The sequence below is a fragment of the Streptococcus sp. DD11 genome (assembly GCF_001578865.1).
Taxonomy (GTDB): Bacteria; Bacillota; Bacilli; order Lactobacillales; family Streptococcaceae; genus Streptococcus; species Streptococcus panodentis.
Genome location: NZ_KQ969393.1, coordinates 397,032 through 410,004, shown reverse-complemented (window position 1 = coordinate 410,004; position 12,973 = coordinate 397,032). Strand labels below are relative to the sequence as shown.

The window sequence follows — 12,973 nt, the reverse complement described above, 5'->3', positions numbered from 1 at the left end:
AAATTGTTTTTTACTTATATTTCATAGGAATTTGCAATAAGAGAATCATTTTAAGTTTGCTTCGTAATAATTATTTCCTGCCTAAAAAGATGGTCTTGACTGACTGTTTGTAAAGATATATTCTTATATCTCTGTAAAATGTTCTGAATATTGTTGAGACCAATTCCCCTATTCTCTCCCTTGCTACTAACGCCTTTTTCAAAAATGTTAGTAGTATTCACCAAAAAATCTTTAGTAGTATTTTCTATAATTAAAACCTGCCTATCATCCTGTTCTAAAAAAGCAATAGAAATTCTAGGATTTTCAGCTTCTAATGCTGCCTCAATGGCATTATCTACTAGAATAGAAACAATGGTAATCAAATCAAGGAGTTCCACGTTCTCAGGTTCAATCGGCTGTGGCACTTCCAATTCAGCCACTATTTGTTTGCTTTGGGCTTCTAAGAATTTAGCTGATAAAATACTCTTGAGAGCATCATTCCGAATATTAACTAGTCGGCCTAAATCAAACTTGGGCTGATTGAGCGGCTGACCGGAGTCCTTAAGAACATCATTATAAACCCGTTCTATCGCCGGCAAATCCCGATTCTCAATACCCAGTCTGAGACTTCTGAGAATATTGATATAGTCGTGACGAAAACTGCGGAGTTCACTATAAAGTTCCTCAATATGCCGGCTATAGTCAGCCATATTTTTTAACTGTATCTCCCTCTGCCGGTCCAATTCTTGCTGGATTCGCTCACGAAGATTACGGTCTAGGATATTGATAGAACTGAGAAAGAGAATGATATAAATTATAACTATCATTTCTCTGTAATAGAAACCAGTCAAGTGATGATATTCTTGTAAATATGCAAAAAATTGAACAAGAATATAATAAAGTGCCATTGAAATATCTAAAATAAGAATTAATTTCGTATCTTTTTTGTTTAATTTGAATTCTCTCAAACGTTTAAAGTCATAATGTAATAAAGATGGTAATCCTAAAGATAACAGACTGGCTAAAATGCTTGAAAAATATAAATCGTACTTAGCTTGACCCGCTAGAAGTCCATTATTCCATTCGGCTACATGAGTCAAAAGAAAGAAAAACAACCGATGCAGAAGGTTCCATAGAACAACTGGAAACAAACCATAAAAAATAGATAAATACTTGGGAATAGATTTGTCCATTAGCATTGAAAAAAATAAAAAGTAGATGGGAAGCTCAAACAGCCCCGCATAAGAGATAAGACTATTAAAAGCAAGCAAATCTAAAAACGATAAGAGCATGCCCAAACAAAATTCTCCCAAAATTGCTAGTCCATACTTTATCCAAGTCATTTTTACACCACTGACATTTGAATAGAGGACAAATAAACCAAATGACTGAAGTAATAACGTAGTAATCTGTAATCCTAATAACATAAAATTTTCTCCCCTATTCCTATCCGTGTTTCCCTACTTTTCTAAAAGCCTCTAGTAATCCTTTCATCTTATACCGCGACACATAGCAGCTGGAGCCATTGGGGAAAAAGACCATCTTTTTATCCTTGTCAATGGAGCTGATCTTGCCTGGATTGACCACAAAGGATCGGTGGCAGCGAATGAGGCGCTTGTCATGGTCGACGACCTCTGAAAGCTGGCCGTAAAACTCCAGGCGCTGGGTCTTGGTATAGAGGATGATCTTGTGGGGAACTTCGGATGTTTCAAAATAGTAGATTTCGTTAAAGGGAACTTGAAACTCTGAATGCCCATTTTCAAAAATATAGGTTTCATCAGCTTGGTAGATATCCCTTCTCTCATAGAGATAGGCCAGATCCTGCTCTATCCGCTCCGCAAAATCCTCATCTGACAGGTTTTTGTCGATAAAGTCAAAGGCAGAGACTTGATAGCGGAAGGTCAGGGGCAAAAACTCTGAATGGGTGGTCACAAAGACAATCAGGGCATAGGGATCCTGCTTGCGGATTTGCTGAGCTACCTCCAGCCCCTTCTGAGCCTCTTTCTTGATCTCAATATCCAGAAAGAAAATCTGGTGGCTGCCCCGCTCATGCATGGCGTCAATCAGCTGCTCTGGCTTGCCGTAGATTTCTAAAAGCTGAAAGGCTTCCCAGCTATTTTTTTCAAAAATCCGGCGAATGGTTGTTTCCATATAGACTTGCTGTTGCTTATCATCGTCTAGTACAAAAATTTTCATGTCATTTTCCTCCTTCTTTTGACCATCTTCTGAGCAGGCTGGCAAAATGCCGTCTAGAGCAGACCAAGTCGGGCAGGCCTTTTTTGTCAAAAAGAATGGACTTAGCTTGCCGATTGATTCCCTTGATTTTAGCGAGATTGACCAAGGTCTGGCGGTTGCAGTGCAGCAAAGAGTCGGGGTAGGTCTCTTTGAGCTCAGCCAGAGATGCCCGGAGCTCAAAGTCACCTTTTCCAGTCACGATAAGAACGAAATGCGGCTTTTGGGGATGGGACTGGATATAGAAAATTGCTGACAGATTCAGCTTGCGATAGGTGCCGCCGTCTTTGATTACGATAGTAGTCATGATCTACCTCCTTTTTTCTCTAGCATAGCATATTTTTACCTCAAAATGTGGGCAAAATCCTAAATGGTAGCCAGGAGGTCTTAAATGGTCGATTGCTTTTAGCAGTCCCGAGAAAGCGGCTTCACTTTACAGTTCTATTTTACCATAAAAATAGGAAATTTTGCAGTTGATATGGTGAATTTCCCTCTGTAAGACAAAGTGAAAAGACCGCTGATTGGCGGTCTTTAGTCTTATTTTCCCTGCATAAATTCTTGAAAACGATTTGTATCGAAGTAAATGAAAGATGAAACTAATTTATCTGATTCATCAAATGTTAGAAATTCTGCGACATCCAATTCTAGTTCTTTTCCGTGGGGTGATTGCAATCGATAGCGGTTCAAAGCAACTGCTTCTCGTCCCTCTATCAGCAATTTCTTCACTTCAAGATGTTGGCTTAAAGCATAGAACTGACCCGCACCCTGCAGGTAAACTTCGCGTCCTTGTCTGATTTTTTGACTGTCGCACATTCCATACTCAAAGTTTTCTGCTACAAAGTCTTCCCAGCCGCCTGTATTGACAGCAGTAAAATAGCTTTCTGCTAATGTTTTTGTATCCATCTGGAACCTCCAATAAAATAATTTTGGGCAAGCACTCAACAATGAGATTTTCAACCCACTTCAGATTATACAAAAAGCAATATGACTAGGGCCTGTCATATTGCTGAAGATTTTTTTGGAGAGTCTGGATCAACTGCTCCTGCAAGTGACTGGGAGACAAGACTTTCACCTGTTGCCCAAAGCTTAAGAGCAATTCAAAGAAGGCTGGCGTTAAAGCTCGAAAAGTATGTATTCTTATTCCGGTCTCCTCTATGCTGATTTCTTCTTCTGTGAAATGGTCATAAATCTTTGGCAGGGCAGACGCCGCAAACTGTAAGTCTATTTCCTCTTTGCTGCCCTCTACTTTTTCCTTTGGAGGATTTAGAAAATAGTCTAACTTTTCCTGAGATAAGAGCGGGTAATCTTTCGGACAAGTCTCTTCTCCTATCAGCTGCAGCTGGCGAATCCTGCTGAGTTTGAAAAAGCGAAAGTCGGATTTGTCCAAGCAAAAGCCGACGACATACCAAGCATTCAGCTTAAAAACCAGTCGGTAGGGAAGTATCATACGCTGGCTGCGCTCCTGCTTTTTGGAATAATAAGAAAAGGAAATCTTCTGCCCCGCCTGAATCGCCTGCTCAATCTCCAGCAGATAATTGGTATTGAGAGACCAGGAACTGAGATCAAAGTAAAAAGGATTGGCACTGCCTGCACTTTCTTGAGAAGCCAGCTTGTGCTCGATGCTGTCAAAGCTTGGACGGCCGACAATTTTGCCAACGTTTTGGCTCATATTGATGATAAACTGTTTTTCCTCTTCTGTGAAAAAGCTGCTGTCCATCTTATAGTCGTCCGGTATATAGAAGCCGCCCTTATCTCCTCGTTCGGAATAGATAGGAATACCCGCTAAGCTGAGCGTGTCCATGTCTCTGTATACCGTGCGAGTCGATATTCTAAAACGGGCGGCAATCTCTTTAGCGGTTATCTGCCTCTTATTTAAAAGAGCCAGTAAAATGTAAATTAATCTTTCTAATTTCATGATTTCTATTTTTTCCTATAAATCACAAAGCATCAGATAGTCCGTCTCCCTTTCCTCCACGGTGACAAAGCCCAGCCGCTGATAGAAGCGCGCAGCGGGATTGTCTTTGGAAACGGACAGGGAGACGCGGGGATAGCCCTTGTCTCGGAGCAGGTCCAGCATGGCTGTCATCAGCTGCTGGCCAATTCCCTGCCCCCGATAGTCGGGCAAGAGAGAGATAGATAGGGAAGGCGTCTGGTCATCATAATAGCGTAATCCCGCATGAGACGGCCCCAGACGGCTCCGACCACTTGTCCATCCGCTTGAGCTATCAGGGCCCAGTCATCTGGTGAATTGCCGAAACCCTTGATATACATCTGCAAATCAGGATCCTGCAGAATACTCCTGGACGGAGCCGGGATACCCTCCGGAACAAAAATAGCCTGATAGAGAGACTCCTCTAAAAGCTGTACTTCTTCTGATTTGATAGGTCTGATTGTGCTCATAGCTGCTCCTTTCAAATCAACTGGCTTTCATCGATACCTGCCTCTATCTCTTATAAATTTCCTTGCGATGGCCGACTTCCAGAGCCAAGACCAGCAACTGGTCATCAATGATTTGGCAAATGACCCGATAATTGCCAACCCGGTATCGCCACAGTCCCTTGTAAGGACCGAGCAAGGCTTTGCCAATCTGCCGTGGATTGCTCAATCCATCCAGCCGCTTCTTCATATCCTTAGCCAGCATCAGGCCGACATGCTTATCCATTTTCTTAAGCTGCTTCTTGACATCATCAGAAATTTGCAGTCTATAAGTCATTTTCCAACTCCGAAATGATATCATCAATGGAATGGCTGACAGGATTTTTTTCAAATCTTTCCAAGGCCTGCATGCCCTTTTCATAGTCAAGCTGGTCTTCTATTTGTTCCTTCAGAGCTGTCTTAAAAAGCTCAGATAGAGATTTACCTGTATGAATAGCATAACTTCTGAATAATTCCTCTTCAGCCTCGTTTAATCTCAAAGAAACCATTGCCATAAGATTTACCTCTCTTTTTATATGTAATACATTGTATATCAAATAAGGAATTTTGTCAAATTCTTGCTAACTGCCCTAAATCAGCTGGCTGTCATCAATGCCAGCTTCTGCTACTATCTGCTCCGCTCGGTCAAAATTGAGCCGGAAATGCTCCAGCTTGTGCCCGTCCGATCCGACAGAGAAGCGCTGGCCGCCCAGCTCCTTGACCAGACCCAGAGCATAGATATAGAGGTCTTCATGGCCGTAGAGATACATGGACTTGCAGTTGAGCTCAAAGGCCAGGCCGTGGTCGATCATCTTTTGAAAAAGCTGGCGCAGCTGAGGCTCAAAGCTTTTCAGCTCCTCCACTGTGACCTCAAACTGGCGGAAGCCATAGTCAAAGTGGGCCAAGACATCCGCCGGAATGGCCTCAATCGCCTCTTCTAGCTCTCTCAGATAGCGGGGAATCAGCTCCATCTTATCCAGCTGCAGGACGGGCTCCTCCAGATAGTCAAAGCTGCCATTGTGGTGAACAGAGAGAAGCTTGAGGTCATAGTCCTTGTCAGCCAGAAAGGCCAGAATATCCGCCTTGCGGGGGGCATAATAGCCGATTTCAATGCCCTTTTTGATGCGGTTGCCGTATTGCCTATTCAGCTCTGCTATTTTCGCCGAATAGGCCGCATAGTCGGGCACATCATCATGGGGCGAAGCTGCCTGATAAGGGTAGGGATTGGACAGGTCATAGTGCTCAGTGGTGACAATCTCGCCCTCATAGTGGTCCAGATAGTCACGAAAATCGGCTTCTGAGTCGTAGGAAAAATAGGTATGCAGGTGGTTGTCGCGCATGCTTGCCGCCTTTCTGTTAAAGATCTATTCGTTTAGTAATTGTCAATTTCCGGCCGGTCATGGATCCGGCTTTGCTTGCCCTGACGGGCTTGGAGGACGCTCTCGACCTGATCTAGGCTGACCTCGGTCTCCACCAGAGCAACTGCCAGATGGTAGAGCAAATCGGCCGTTTCATTAGCGATTTCTTCCTTATCCGCATTTTTGGCTGCAATGACGACTTCGGCTGCCTCTTCGCCGACTTTTTTGAGAATCTTGTCCAGCCCCTTGTCATAGAGATAGCTGGTATAGGAGCCTTCCTTGGGCTCTTTTTTGCGCTTGAGGGCTTCTTGGTAAAGGGTTTCTAGCATGGTGTCTCCTTTTTTATACTTTTGAGAAAACTCTTTAGATCAGGACATCTCAAAGCAGTGCTTTTGATCTCCAACAGTCTCCCAGACTGTTTTGACGCCAACTTCGTTTGCTTTATCCGCAACCTCCAACAGTCTCCCAGACTGTTTTGACGCCAACTTCGTTTGCTTTATCCGCAACCTCCAACAGTCTCCCAGACTGTTGGAGCTGCCATCATGGCTGTAAACTGCCGACTCCAGCTGAATGGAAACGATGATTTTCAATTCAGCTGGTTAGTGCAGGAGCTAGAGAAAGTCCCATGGGATTTCTCGTGGCAGGATGAGCAGCTTGCCTGCCATCATGCCTGCTCCTGCCAAATCTGGTTGAAAAAGCAGGATTTGGCGCCGGTATGGCAGGCAGCGCCTGTCTGGTCCACTTCGATCAGCAGGGTGTCCAGATCGCAGTCGGCCGTGATTTTCCTGACAGTCTGATAGTGGCCGCTGGTGGCCCCCTTGTGCCAGAGCTCCTGACGCGAGCGGCTCCAGTACCACATCTGACCGCTGGAGCGGGTCAGCTGGTAGGCCTCTTCATTGAGATAGGCCAGCATGAGGACTTCCTTGCTGCTGTGGTCTAGGATAATGGCCGGGATCAGACCGCCTTGTTTTTGAAAATCCAATCTTACATCTGCCATCAGAGCCTCACCTCCAATCCTGCTTCCCGCATGGCCTGCTTGGTGTCTGGGATAGAAACCTGCCCATAGTGAAAGATAGAAGCAGCCAAGGCCCCAGTTGCCGCCGTTTTCTCAAAGACTTCCAAAATATCCTCCAGACTGCCCGCCCCGCCTGAGGCGATGATGGGCACGGATACAACCTGCGAAACAGCCTGCAGCATGGGCAGGTCAAAGCCAGACTTGGTCCCATCCTTATCCATGCTGGTCAGGAGGATTTCTCCGGCCCCTAGACGAACAGCCTCCTGGACCCAAGCCAGAAGCTCCCGGCCAGTGTCCTTGCGGCCGCCGGCCAGATAGACATGCCAGCTGCCGTCAGCTGCTTTCTTGGCATCAACAGCCAGCACCACACACTGACTGCCGAATTTCTCCGCACAGTCGGCAATCAGCTGGGGATTTGCCAGAGCTGAGGAATTGACGGCAACCTTGTCAGCGCCGGCCTTGAGCATCCTGTTCATATCCTCAGCCGAGCGGATGCCGCCGCCGACCGTAAAGGGGATAAAGACCTGCTCGGCTACCCGCCGGACCATCTCAACTGTCGTGTCGCGCTGCTCATGAGTGGCAGTGATGTCCAGAAAGACCAGCTCATCACAGCCTGCCTCATAGTAGGCCCTAGCTGCATCGACCGGGTCACCGACATCGGTCAGATTGACAAAGTTAATGCCCTTGACCACCCGGCCGTCCTTGACATCCAGGCAGGGGATGATTCTTTTTTTCAGCATGGTTGGTCCTCATCTATCTCTCTGAGCTGGCTCAGGGTCACCCGGCCGCTGTAGTAAGCCTTGCCGACAATGGCACCGGCCAGCCCTAGTTCCTCCAGTTCCTGCAAATCTGCCAGCGACTGGATACCGCCTGAGGCGATGACTTTCGCATGTGTGAGAGCAGCCTGCAGCCTTTGATAATGCTGGATATTGGGCCCGGTCAGGGTGCCGTCTCGTTCAACATCGGTATAGACAAAGAGACGGACGCCAATCTTTTCCATAGCCAAGGCCAGACTGATATAGTCCTGGCTGCTGGTCTCCAGCCAGCCTTCGGTAGCGACCAGACCTTTTTTGGCATCAATGCCGATGACGATGTTGCTGCTGCCGAAGCGCTCCAGCGCCGCCTCAACAAAGGCAGGATCTTTGACCGCCATGGAACCGATGATGACCCGGTCAATCCCTGCTGCCAAATAATCCTCAATCTGCTCCAGACTGCGGATGCCGCCGCCGACCTGGACAGCCAGTCCGGTCTGCTGCTTGATCTGGGAAATCAGCTGGCGGTTGCTGGCCCGGCCCTCCAAGGCACCGTCCAAGTCGACCACATGAATCATGCGGATGCCGGCGGCTCTGAAGGTTTCAGCCTGTCCCAGAACATCCGGATTGACGACTGTCTTCTGGCTGAAATCCCCCTGAAAGAGGCGGACCGCCTGGCCGTCCTTAATATCAATAGCAGGCAGAATCTTCATAGACATACTCCTTAAATCTTTCTAGAATGCCCAGACCAACCGAGCCGGACTTTTCTGGGTGAAACTGGCAGCCAAAGACATGACCCTTGCGGATCATGGCCGGCAGCGGGAAGCCGTAATCCGCAGTCGCATCAATATAGGCCTCAGCAACATCCGTATAATAGCTGTGAACAAAGTAGACTGCCTGTCCCTGCAGGCCCTCGGTCAGGGCAGATTCCTGCTCAATCTTCAAATCATTCCAGCCCATGTGGGGCACTGGCAGGCCTGCTTGGTCAGGGATTCTGCGGCAGGATCCGGGGATGAAAGCCAGACCTTGCGTTCGGCCGTTTTCCAGTCCCTCTTCCAGCAGCAACTGCATGCCCAAGCAGATGCCCAAGAGCGGCTTGCCGGCTGCCACAGCCTGCTGGATGATCGCAGTCAGTCCCCGCCTGCTCAGCTCCTGCATAGCAGCCGCATAAGCTCCGACACCGGGCAGAATCAGACCGTCAGCCGCTAAAATTTCCTGCGGATCGGCCGACAGGCGTGCGGCCACCCCAACCTGGGCCAGGGCTCGCAGAACATTGGCCGTATTTCCCGCACCATAATCAAGTACAATAATCATGTTAGCTATCCTTTATCAGTAGAGAGCAGCTCCATCCCGCCGGCAGGCTAGAGCAGACCCTTGGTAGAATTGACCCCGCGAATGTCTGGATTGACAGTGACCGCTTCGCGCAGGGCCCGGCCGGTCGCCTTAAAGAGGCTCTCCGCCTTGTGGTGGCTGTTTTTGCCATGCAGGATTTTCAAGTGCAGATTCATCTGCAGATTGAAGGCCAGAGCTTGGAAAAATTCCTCCACCAGCTCAGTGTCAAAAGTCCCCAGCTTAGGATTGTCAAAGGCTGCGTCAAAGACCAGATAGGAGCGGCCTGATAGATCCAGACTGGCCATGCCCAGCGTTTCATCCATGGGCACAAAGCTCGTGCCATAGCGGTTAATGCCGGCCTTGTCGCCCAGAGCCTGGCGCAGGGCCTGCCCCAGCACGATGCCCACATCCTCCACTGTGTGGTGACTGTCCACCCAGAGGTCTCCCTCGGCCTTGACGGTTAAGGAAATCCGGCTGTGACGGGCAAAGAGGGTCAGCATATGGTCAAAAAAACCAATCCCCGTATCAATGTCCACTGGCTCCTGCTGGTCCAGATTGACGGCTAAAGCAATCTTGGTTTCCTGAGTTGTACGGCTCAATTCAGCTTTTCTCATGGTATCCTCTTTCTACTTGTCCTGTCTTCGGGCTTCGATTGCCTTGGCATGAGCCTGCAGGCCTTCGGCATAGGCCAGGCTGGTAATGTCGCGGTCAGCTGCTCTGACAGCTTCCCGGCTGTACTGGGTGTACTGGATGCGCTTGATAAAGTCGTGCACACCCAGAGCCGATGAAAAGCGGCTGGTGCTGGTCGTTGGCAGCACATGATTGGCTCCGGCATAGTAGTCTCCGATAGGCTCGCTGGTATAGTGGCCCAGAAAGACCGATCCGGCATTTTCAATCTTATCCAGATAGCTGTAGGCGTCATCCATGGCAATCTCCAAGTGCTCCGGTGCCACCTGATTCATAAGCTCAAACATGGCTTCCTTAGAAGGCGCGATGATGATGCGGCCGTTATTTTCGATAGAAGCACGCGCGATTTCCTCCCGCGGCAGAGTCTTCAGCTGCCTGTCCAGCTCCTGCTCAACTTGATCAGCCAGCTCCTCTGAGTCTGTGACCAGAATGGCCCGGGCCAGCTTGTCATGCTCAGCCTGTGAAAGCAGGTCCGCCGCCACATAGACCGGACTGGCAGAAGCATCTGCAATCACACCGATTTCTGACGGGCCGGCAATCATGTCAATCCCGACCAGACCATAGACCAATTTCTTGGCCGTGGCTACAAAAATATTGCCCGGACCGGTAATCTTGTCCACCTTGGGAATCGTCTCGGTCCCATAGGCCAGAGCCGCCACTCCCTGAGCACCGCCCACCTGAAAAATCCGGCTGACCCCAGCCAGCTTGGCCGCTACCAGAATGGCCGGATTAAAGCGCTCCTGAGGCGGGGTGATCATGATAATCTCCTTGACCCCGGCAATCTTGGCCGGGATGACATTCATGAGGACAGAGGAAGGATAGGCCGCTGTTCCGCCCGGTACATAGGTTCCCACCCGCTCGATGGGCCGGATGAGCTGGCCGCGCAGAACACCCGGACTGGGGCTGTCCTCAAAACCGGCCTCCAGCTGCTGCTGGTGGTAGCTTTCAATATTGGTCTGAGCATTCTTAAGGGCTGTCAGCACCTGCGGATCAATCTCCTCAAAAGCCCGCTCAATCAGGTCCTGCCCGACCTCAAAGTCTGTCACTTCTACCTTGTCAAAGAGCTGAGAATAGTAAGTCAGGGCCTGGTCGCCATCCTTTCTGACGGCTTCCAGAATGTCACTGACTGCATCTTCCACATCCAGATTCTGCTGGCTGAGCTTTAGCTGCTCTTCATAGAGAATCCGTGAAATTTCTTCATTTGTTCCGCTTAATCGTTCAATCCTTTTCATTCAAAAGCCACCTCTCTCGTTCCCACCAGGGATTCAATTTTCGCAATAAAAGGCATCAGGTCCGGATTATTTTTCAGGGAAGCCTGATTGACAATGAGCCGGGCCGACACCCGGCAGATGTCCTCAAAGACAATCAGTCCATTGGCCGACAGGGTATGGCCAGTCTCGACAATATCGACGATGGCATCAGCCAATCCCAGCACCGGAGAAATCTCCACGCTGCCCTGAATGGAGATGATTTCCACATCTTCGCCCTTTTGGTTGAAATAATCCGTCGCCACTGTCGGATACTTGGTCGCAATCCGCTTGCGCTTATGGTCCTGCGGATCATAGCTGGGCACCGAGGCCAGAGAAAACTTACAGAGACCAAAATTGAGGTCCAGCATTTCCAGATAGCCGGTCGGATGCTCAAAGAGAATATCCTTGCCGACAATGCCCACATCGGCCACACCGTGACGGACATAGGTCGTGACATCGGGTCCCTTGACCAAGAGAAAGCGAAAGCGGCCGTCCGGACTTTCAAAAATCAAATTCCGCCCCTTGTCAGCCATAAAGGCCAGGTCAAATCCGGCTCGGCTCAAGAGCTCAACCGTCTCCTCCTCTATCCGCCCCTTGGTCAGGGCAATGGTAATCTGGCTCATCTGCTGCCACCTTCCTTTCCATTTTCATCCGGCAGATCATCATGAATGGCCTGATAGACGCTGTCAATATCCAGCGTCCAGCCTACCGCCGTCAGCTGATCTGCCCCGAAGCGCTCAAAGAGCTGGTCATAGCGGCCGCCGGACAGAAAGGCAGCCGGCACTTTTTCGCCAAAGACTTTGAAGGTCAGGCCGGTATAGTAAGGCATAGACGCTACCTGTCCCAGATCCATGGTGCTGGCCGGCAGCAGATCCGAAAGCTGGACCAGCATGTCTTCCAAATCATCCAAGGCTGCCAGAATCTGCTGGTTCTCAAGCAGCTTTCTGGCTTGATCCAGCACCTGCCGGCTGGGGCCGAAAAGGCAGGGCAGCTTCTGCAGAAATTCATCAAACTCACTGGGATTGGCCTGAGTAAATTCATAAAGGCCAGTCATATTTTTCTTGCGAATATGGTCTAAAAGCCGTGCCTCTTCCTGCTCGTCCAGCTTCAGTTTTTCCAGAATGGTCTTTAAAATAGCCGCATGGGAAAACTCAAACTGATACGAGCGGACCTGAGCTAGGTCCAGCGACTGCTTGGCCGACTGAATGGCCTCCAGCACCGCCTGCCGGACAGGGTAGCCGATGATTTCAATGCCGGCTTGACTGAGCTCATTGGCCAGCCCGCGCAGCTCCTCATTGTAGTGAAAAACCTTGCCCGAATAAGAAAATTTAGTCGGGGTATGAACCCGGGTCGAAGCAATGACCCGGCCGATCTGACTGGTCACATCGGGCCGCAGCGCCAGCAGATGGCCCTTCTTATCAAACAGGTGATAATGGCTGGCCTCAATGCTGTCCCCAAAGACTTCGAAATGCTCCAGAGTCGGTGTATCAATGCGGTTAAATCCCTGAGCCATGAGAAAATCACTGATATTCCGCTCAATCTCATAGGTCACACGGGCTCGTTTAAATAATTTATCGTGCATGCCGTTAGGCAGAGTGACTTGCTTCATCGGCCGGCCTCCTTTCGCTCCTTGATAAATGCCCTGATAATGGCCAAAACCTGCTCCATTTCCTGAGGCTGACCGACTGAAATCCGCAGATAATCCTTGATGCGTTCAGCCTTTGGGAAATATCGGACATAGATATTCTGGCTTTGCAGATGAGAAAATAGTTCCCCAGCTGACACGCCATTCGGCCTGACCAAGAGAAAATTTGCCAGACTGGGCAGAACCTCAAAGCCCAGCGCTGCCAGCTCCTCCGCCAGCAGGTCCCGGGTCTGCTCAATCTGCCGGCTGGTCTGCTCATAGTAGGCCCAGTCCTCGATAGCTGCCTGAGCCAGCTTCTCTGCCAGCAG

At 49.2% G+C, this 12,973-nt stretch carries 18 protein-coding genes and 1 pseudogene; all 19 read right to left on the bottom strand.

The annotated features are described in order from the left end of the window. Window positions 1-50: 50 nt before the first annotated feature. Complete coding sequence (locus tag STRDD11_RS13600) at window positions 51-1,406, bottom strand: sensor histidine kinase (RefSeq protein WP_164828389.1); 1,356 nt, start codon at window positions 1,404-1,406, stop codon at window positions 51-53. A 19-nt stretch (window positions 1,407-1,425) separates the two neighbouring features. Next, window positions 1,426-2,175 carry a response regulator transcription factor gene (locus STRDD11_RS05205; RefSeq protein ID WP_128836028.1) on the bottom strand — a complete coding sequence of 250 codons (750 nt, stop codon included), beginning with the start codon at window positions 2,173-2,175 and terminating at the stop codon, window positions 1,426-1,428. Window position 2,176: 1 nt separating this feature from the next. Beyond that, entirely contained in the window at window positions 2,177-2,518 is a 342-nt protein-coding gene (locus STRDD11_RS05200; protein WP_128836026.1) for a LytTR family DNA-binding domain-containing protein, read from the bottom strand. A 230-nt stretch (window positions 2,519-2,748) separates the two neighbouring features. Then, on the bottom strand, window positions 2,749-3,114 hold the full coding sequence (locus STRDD11_RS05195; protein ID WP_128836024.1) for a nuclear transport factor 2 family protein: 366 nt from the start codon (window positions 3,112-3,114) through the stop codon (window positions 2,749-2,751). Window positions 3,115-3,199: 85 nt separating this feature from the next. Further along, window positions 3,200-4,126, bottom strand: a complete 927-nt coding sequence (locus tag STRDD11_RS05190; RefSeq protein WP_128836022.1) for a helix-turn-helix transcriptional regulator — start codon at window positions 4,124-4,126, stop codon at window positions 3,200-3,202. 15 nt (window positions 4,127-4,141) lie between these two features. After that, window positions 4,142-4,611, bottom strand: a pseudogene (locus STRDD11_RS05185) (GNAT family N-acetyltransferase). A gap of 43 nt (window positions 4,612-4,654) precedes the next feature. Next, window positions 4,655-4,924: a type II toxin-antitoxin system RelE family toxin gene (locus tag STRDD11_RS05180; RefSeq protein ID WP_128836020.1), complete on the bottom strand. Its 270-nt coding sequence runs from the start codon at window positions 4,922-4,924 to the stop codon at window positions 4,655-4,657. Beyond that, window positions 4,914-5,141, bottom strand: a complete 228-nt coding sequence (locus STRDD11_RS05175) for a type II toxin-antitoxin system RelB family antitoxin (RefSeq protein WP_128836018.1) — start codon at window positions 5,139-5,141, stop codon at window positions 4,914-4,916. The genes STRDD11_RS05180 and STRDD11_RS05175 overlap by 11 nt, the downstream gene beginning before the upstream one ends. Before the next feature lie 75 nt (window positions 5,142-5,216). Then, window positions 5,217-5,966 carry a PHP domain-containing protein gene (locus STRDD11_RS05170; RefSeq protein WP_128836016.1) on the bottom strand — a complete coding sequence of 250 codons (750 nt, stop codon included), beginning with the start codon at window positions 5,964-5,966 and terminating at the stop codon, window positions 5,217-5,219. 32 nt (window positions 5,967-5,998) lie between these two features. Continuing rightward, window positions 5,999-6,313: a phosphoribosyl-ATP diphosphatase gene (hisE, locus tag STRDD11_RS05165; protein ID WP_128836014.1), complete on the bottom strand. Its 315-nt coding sequence runs from the start codon at window positions 6,311-6,313 to the stop codon at window positions 5,999-6,001. 335 nt (window positions 6,314-6,648) lie between these two features. Continuing rightward, window positions 6,649-6,981 (bottom strand): phosphoribosyl-AMP cyclohydrolase, encoded by a 333-nt coding sequence (gene hisI, locus STRDD11_RS05160; protein WP_128836012.1) that lies wholly within the window; start codon window positions 6,979-6,981, stop codon window positions 6,649-6,651. After that, a complete protein-coding gene (gene hisF, locus STRDD11_RS05155; RefSeq protein WP_128836010.1) occupies window positions 6,981-7,739 on the bottom strand; it encodes an imidazole glycerol phosphate synthase subunit HisF in 759 nt (252 codons plus the stop codon). Before hisF ends, hisI begins: the two co-directional genes overlap by 1 nt. Next, the gene (hisA, locus tag STRDD11_RS05150) at window positions 7,733-8,464 is read right to left on the bottom strand and encodes a 1-(5-phosphoribosyl)-5-[(5-phosphoribosylamino)methylideneamino]imidazole-4-carboxamide isomerase (protein ID WP_164828388.1); all 732 of its coding nucleotides are present in this window, start codon (window positions 8,462-8,464) and stop codon (window positions 7,733-7,735) included. The genes hisF and hisA overlap by 7 nt, the downstream gene beginning before the upstream one ends. Further along, window positions 8,442-9,065, bottom strand: a complete 624-nt coding sequence (gene hisH, locus STRDD11_RS05145; RefSeq protein ID WP_128836006.1) for an imidazole glycerol phosphate synthase subunit HisH — start codon at window positions 9,063-9,065, stop codon at window positions 8,442-8,444. The genes hisA and hisH overlap by 23 nt, the downstream gene beginning before the upstream one ends. Window positions 9,066-9,112: 47 nt before the next feature. After that, window positions 9,113-9,697, bottom strand: a complete 585-nt coding sequence (hisB, locus tag STRDD11_RS05140; RefSeq protein WP_128836004.1) for an imidazoleglycerol-phosphate dehydratase HisB — start codon at window positions 9,695-9,697, stop codon at window positions 9,113-9,115. Between the two features lie 12 nt (window positions 9,698-9,709). Next, window positions 9,710-11,002, bottom strand: coding sequence for a histidinol dehydrogenase (hisD, locus tag STRDD11_RS05135; RefSeq protein ID WP_128836002.1), 1,293 nt, complete (start codon window positions 11,000-11,002; stop codon window positions 9,710-9,712). Next, the gene (gene hisG / locus STRDD11_RS05130; protein WP_128836000.1) at window positions 10,999-11,643 is read right to left on the bottom strand and encodes an ATP phosphoribosyltransferase; all 645 of its coding nucleotides are present in this window, start codon (window positions 11,641-11,643) and stop codon (window positions 10,999-11,001) included. The genes hisD and hisG overlap by 4 nt, the downstream gene beginning before the upstream one ends. Further along, window positions 11,640-12,629, bottom strand: a complete 990-nt coding sequence (locus STRDD11_RS05125) for an ATP phosphoribosyltransferase regulatory subunit (RefSeq protein WP_128835998.1) — start codon at window positions 12,627-12,629, stop codon at window positions 11,640-11,642. The genes hisG and STRDD11_RS05125 overlap by 4 nt, the downstream gene beginning before the upstream one ends. Then, a partial coding sequence (locus STRDD11_RS05120) for an aminotransferase class I/II-fold pyridoxal phosphate-dependent enzyme (protein ID WP_128836325.1) occupies window positions 12,626-12,973 on the bottom strand: 348 nt, incomplete at its 5' end. The genes STRDD11_RS05120 and STRDD11_RS05125, both read right to left, overlap by 4 nt.

What these genes read in the sequence shown, in the direction of transcription:
- hisI (WP_128836012.1), bottom strand. Translation starts at nt 6,981, where the DNA reads ATGGCAGATGTAAGATTGGATTTTCAAAAACAAGGCGGTCTGATCCCG.
- STRDD11_RS05205 (WP_128836028.1), bottom strand. Translation starts at nt 2,175, where the DNA reads ATGAAAATTTTTGTACTAGACGATGATAAGCAACAGCAAGTCTATATG.
- STRDD11_RS05175 (WP_128836018.1), bottom strand. Translation starts at nt 5,141, where the DNA reads ATGGCAATGGTTTCTTTGAGATTAAACGAGGCTGAAGAGGAATTATTC.
- hisF (WP_128836010.1), bottom strand. Translation starts at nt 7,739, where the DNA reads ATGCTGAAAAAAAGAATCATCCCCTGCCTGGATGTCAAGGACGGCCGG.
- STRDD11_RS05195 (WP_128836024.1), bottom strand. Translation starts at nt 3,114, where the DNA reads ATGGATACAAAAACATTAGCAGAAAGCTATTTTACTGCTGTCAATACA.
- STRDD11_RS05200 (WP_128836026.1), bottom strand. Translation starts at nt 2,518, where the DNA reads ATGACTACTATCGTAATCAAAGACGGCGGCACCTATCGCAAGCTGAAT.
- STRDD11_RS05180 (WP_128836020.1), bottom strand. Translation starts at nt 4,924, where the DNA reads ATGACTTATAGACTGCAAATTTCTGATGATGTCAAGAAGCAGCTTAAG.
- hisE (WP_128836014.1), bottom strand. Translation starts at nt 6,313, where the DNA reads ATGCTAGAAACCCTTTACCAAGAAGCCCTCAAGCGCAAAAAAGAGCCC.
- STRDD11_RS13600 (WP_164828389.1), bottom strand. Translation starts at nt 1,406, where the DNA reads ATGTTATTAGGATTACAGATTACTACGTTATTACTTCAGTCATTTGGT.
- hisG (WP_128836000.1), bottom strand. Translation starts at nt 11,643, where the DNA reads ATGAGCCAGATTACCATTGCCCTGACCAAGGGGCGGATAGAGGAGGAG.
- STRDD11_RS05125 (WP_128835998.1), bottom strand. Translation starts at nt 12,629, where the DNA reads ATGAAGCAAGTCACTCTGCCTAACGGCATGCACGATAAATTATTTAAA.
- STRDD11_RS05190 (WP_128836022.1), bottom strand. Translation starts at nt 4,126, where the DNA reads ATGAAATTAGAAAGATTAATTTACATTTTACTGGCTCTTTTAAATAAG.
- hisB (WP_128836004.1), bottom strand. Translation starts at nt 9,697, where the DNA reads ATGAGAAAAGCTGAATTGAGCCGTACAACTCAGGAAACCAAGATTGCT.
- hisD (WP_128836002.1), bottom strand. Translation starts at nt 11,002, where the DNA reads ATGAAAAGGATTGAACGATTAAGCGGAACAAATGAAGAAATTTCACGG.
- hisA (WP_164828388.1), bottom strand. Translation starts at nt 8,464, where the DNA reads ATGAAGATTCTGCCTGCTATTGATATTAAGGACGGCCAGGCGGTCCGC.
- hisH (WP_128836006.1), bottom strand. Translation starts at nt 9,065, where the DNA reads ATGATTATTGTACTTGATTATGGTGCGGGAAATACGGCCAATGTTCTG.
- STRDD11_RS05170 (WP_128836016.1), bottom strand. Translation starts at nt 5,966, where the DNA reads ATGCGCGACAACCACCTGCATACCTATTTTTCCTACGACTCAGAAGCC.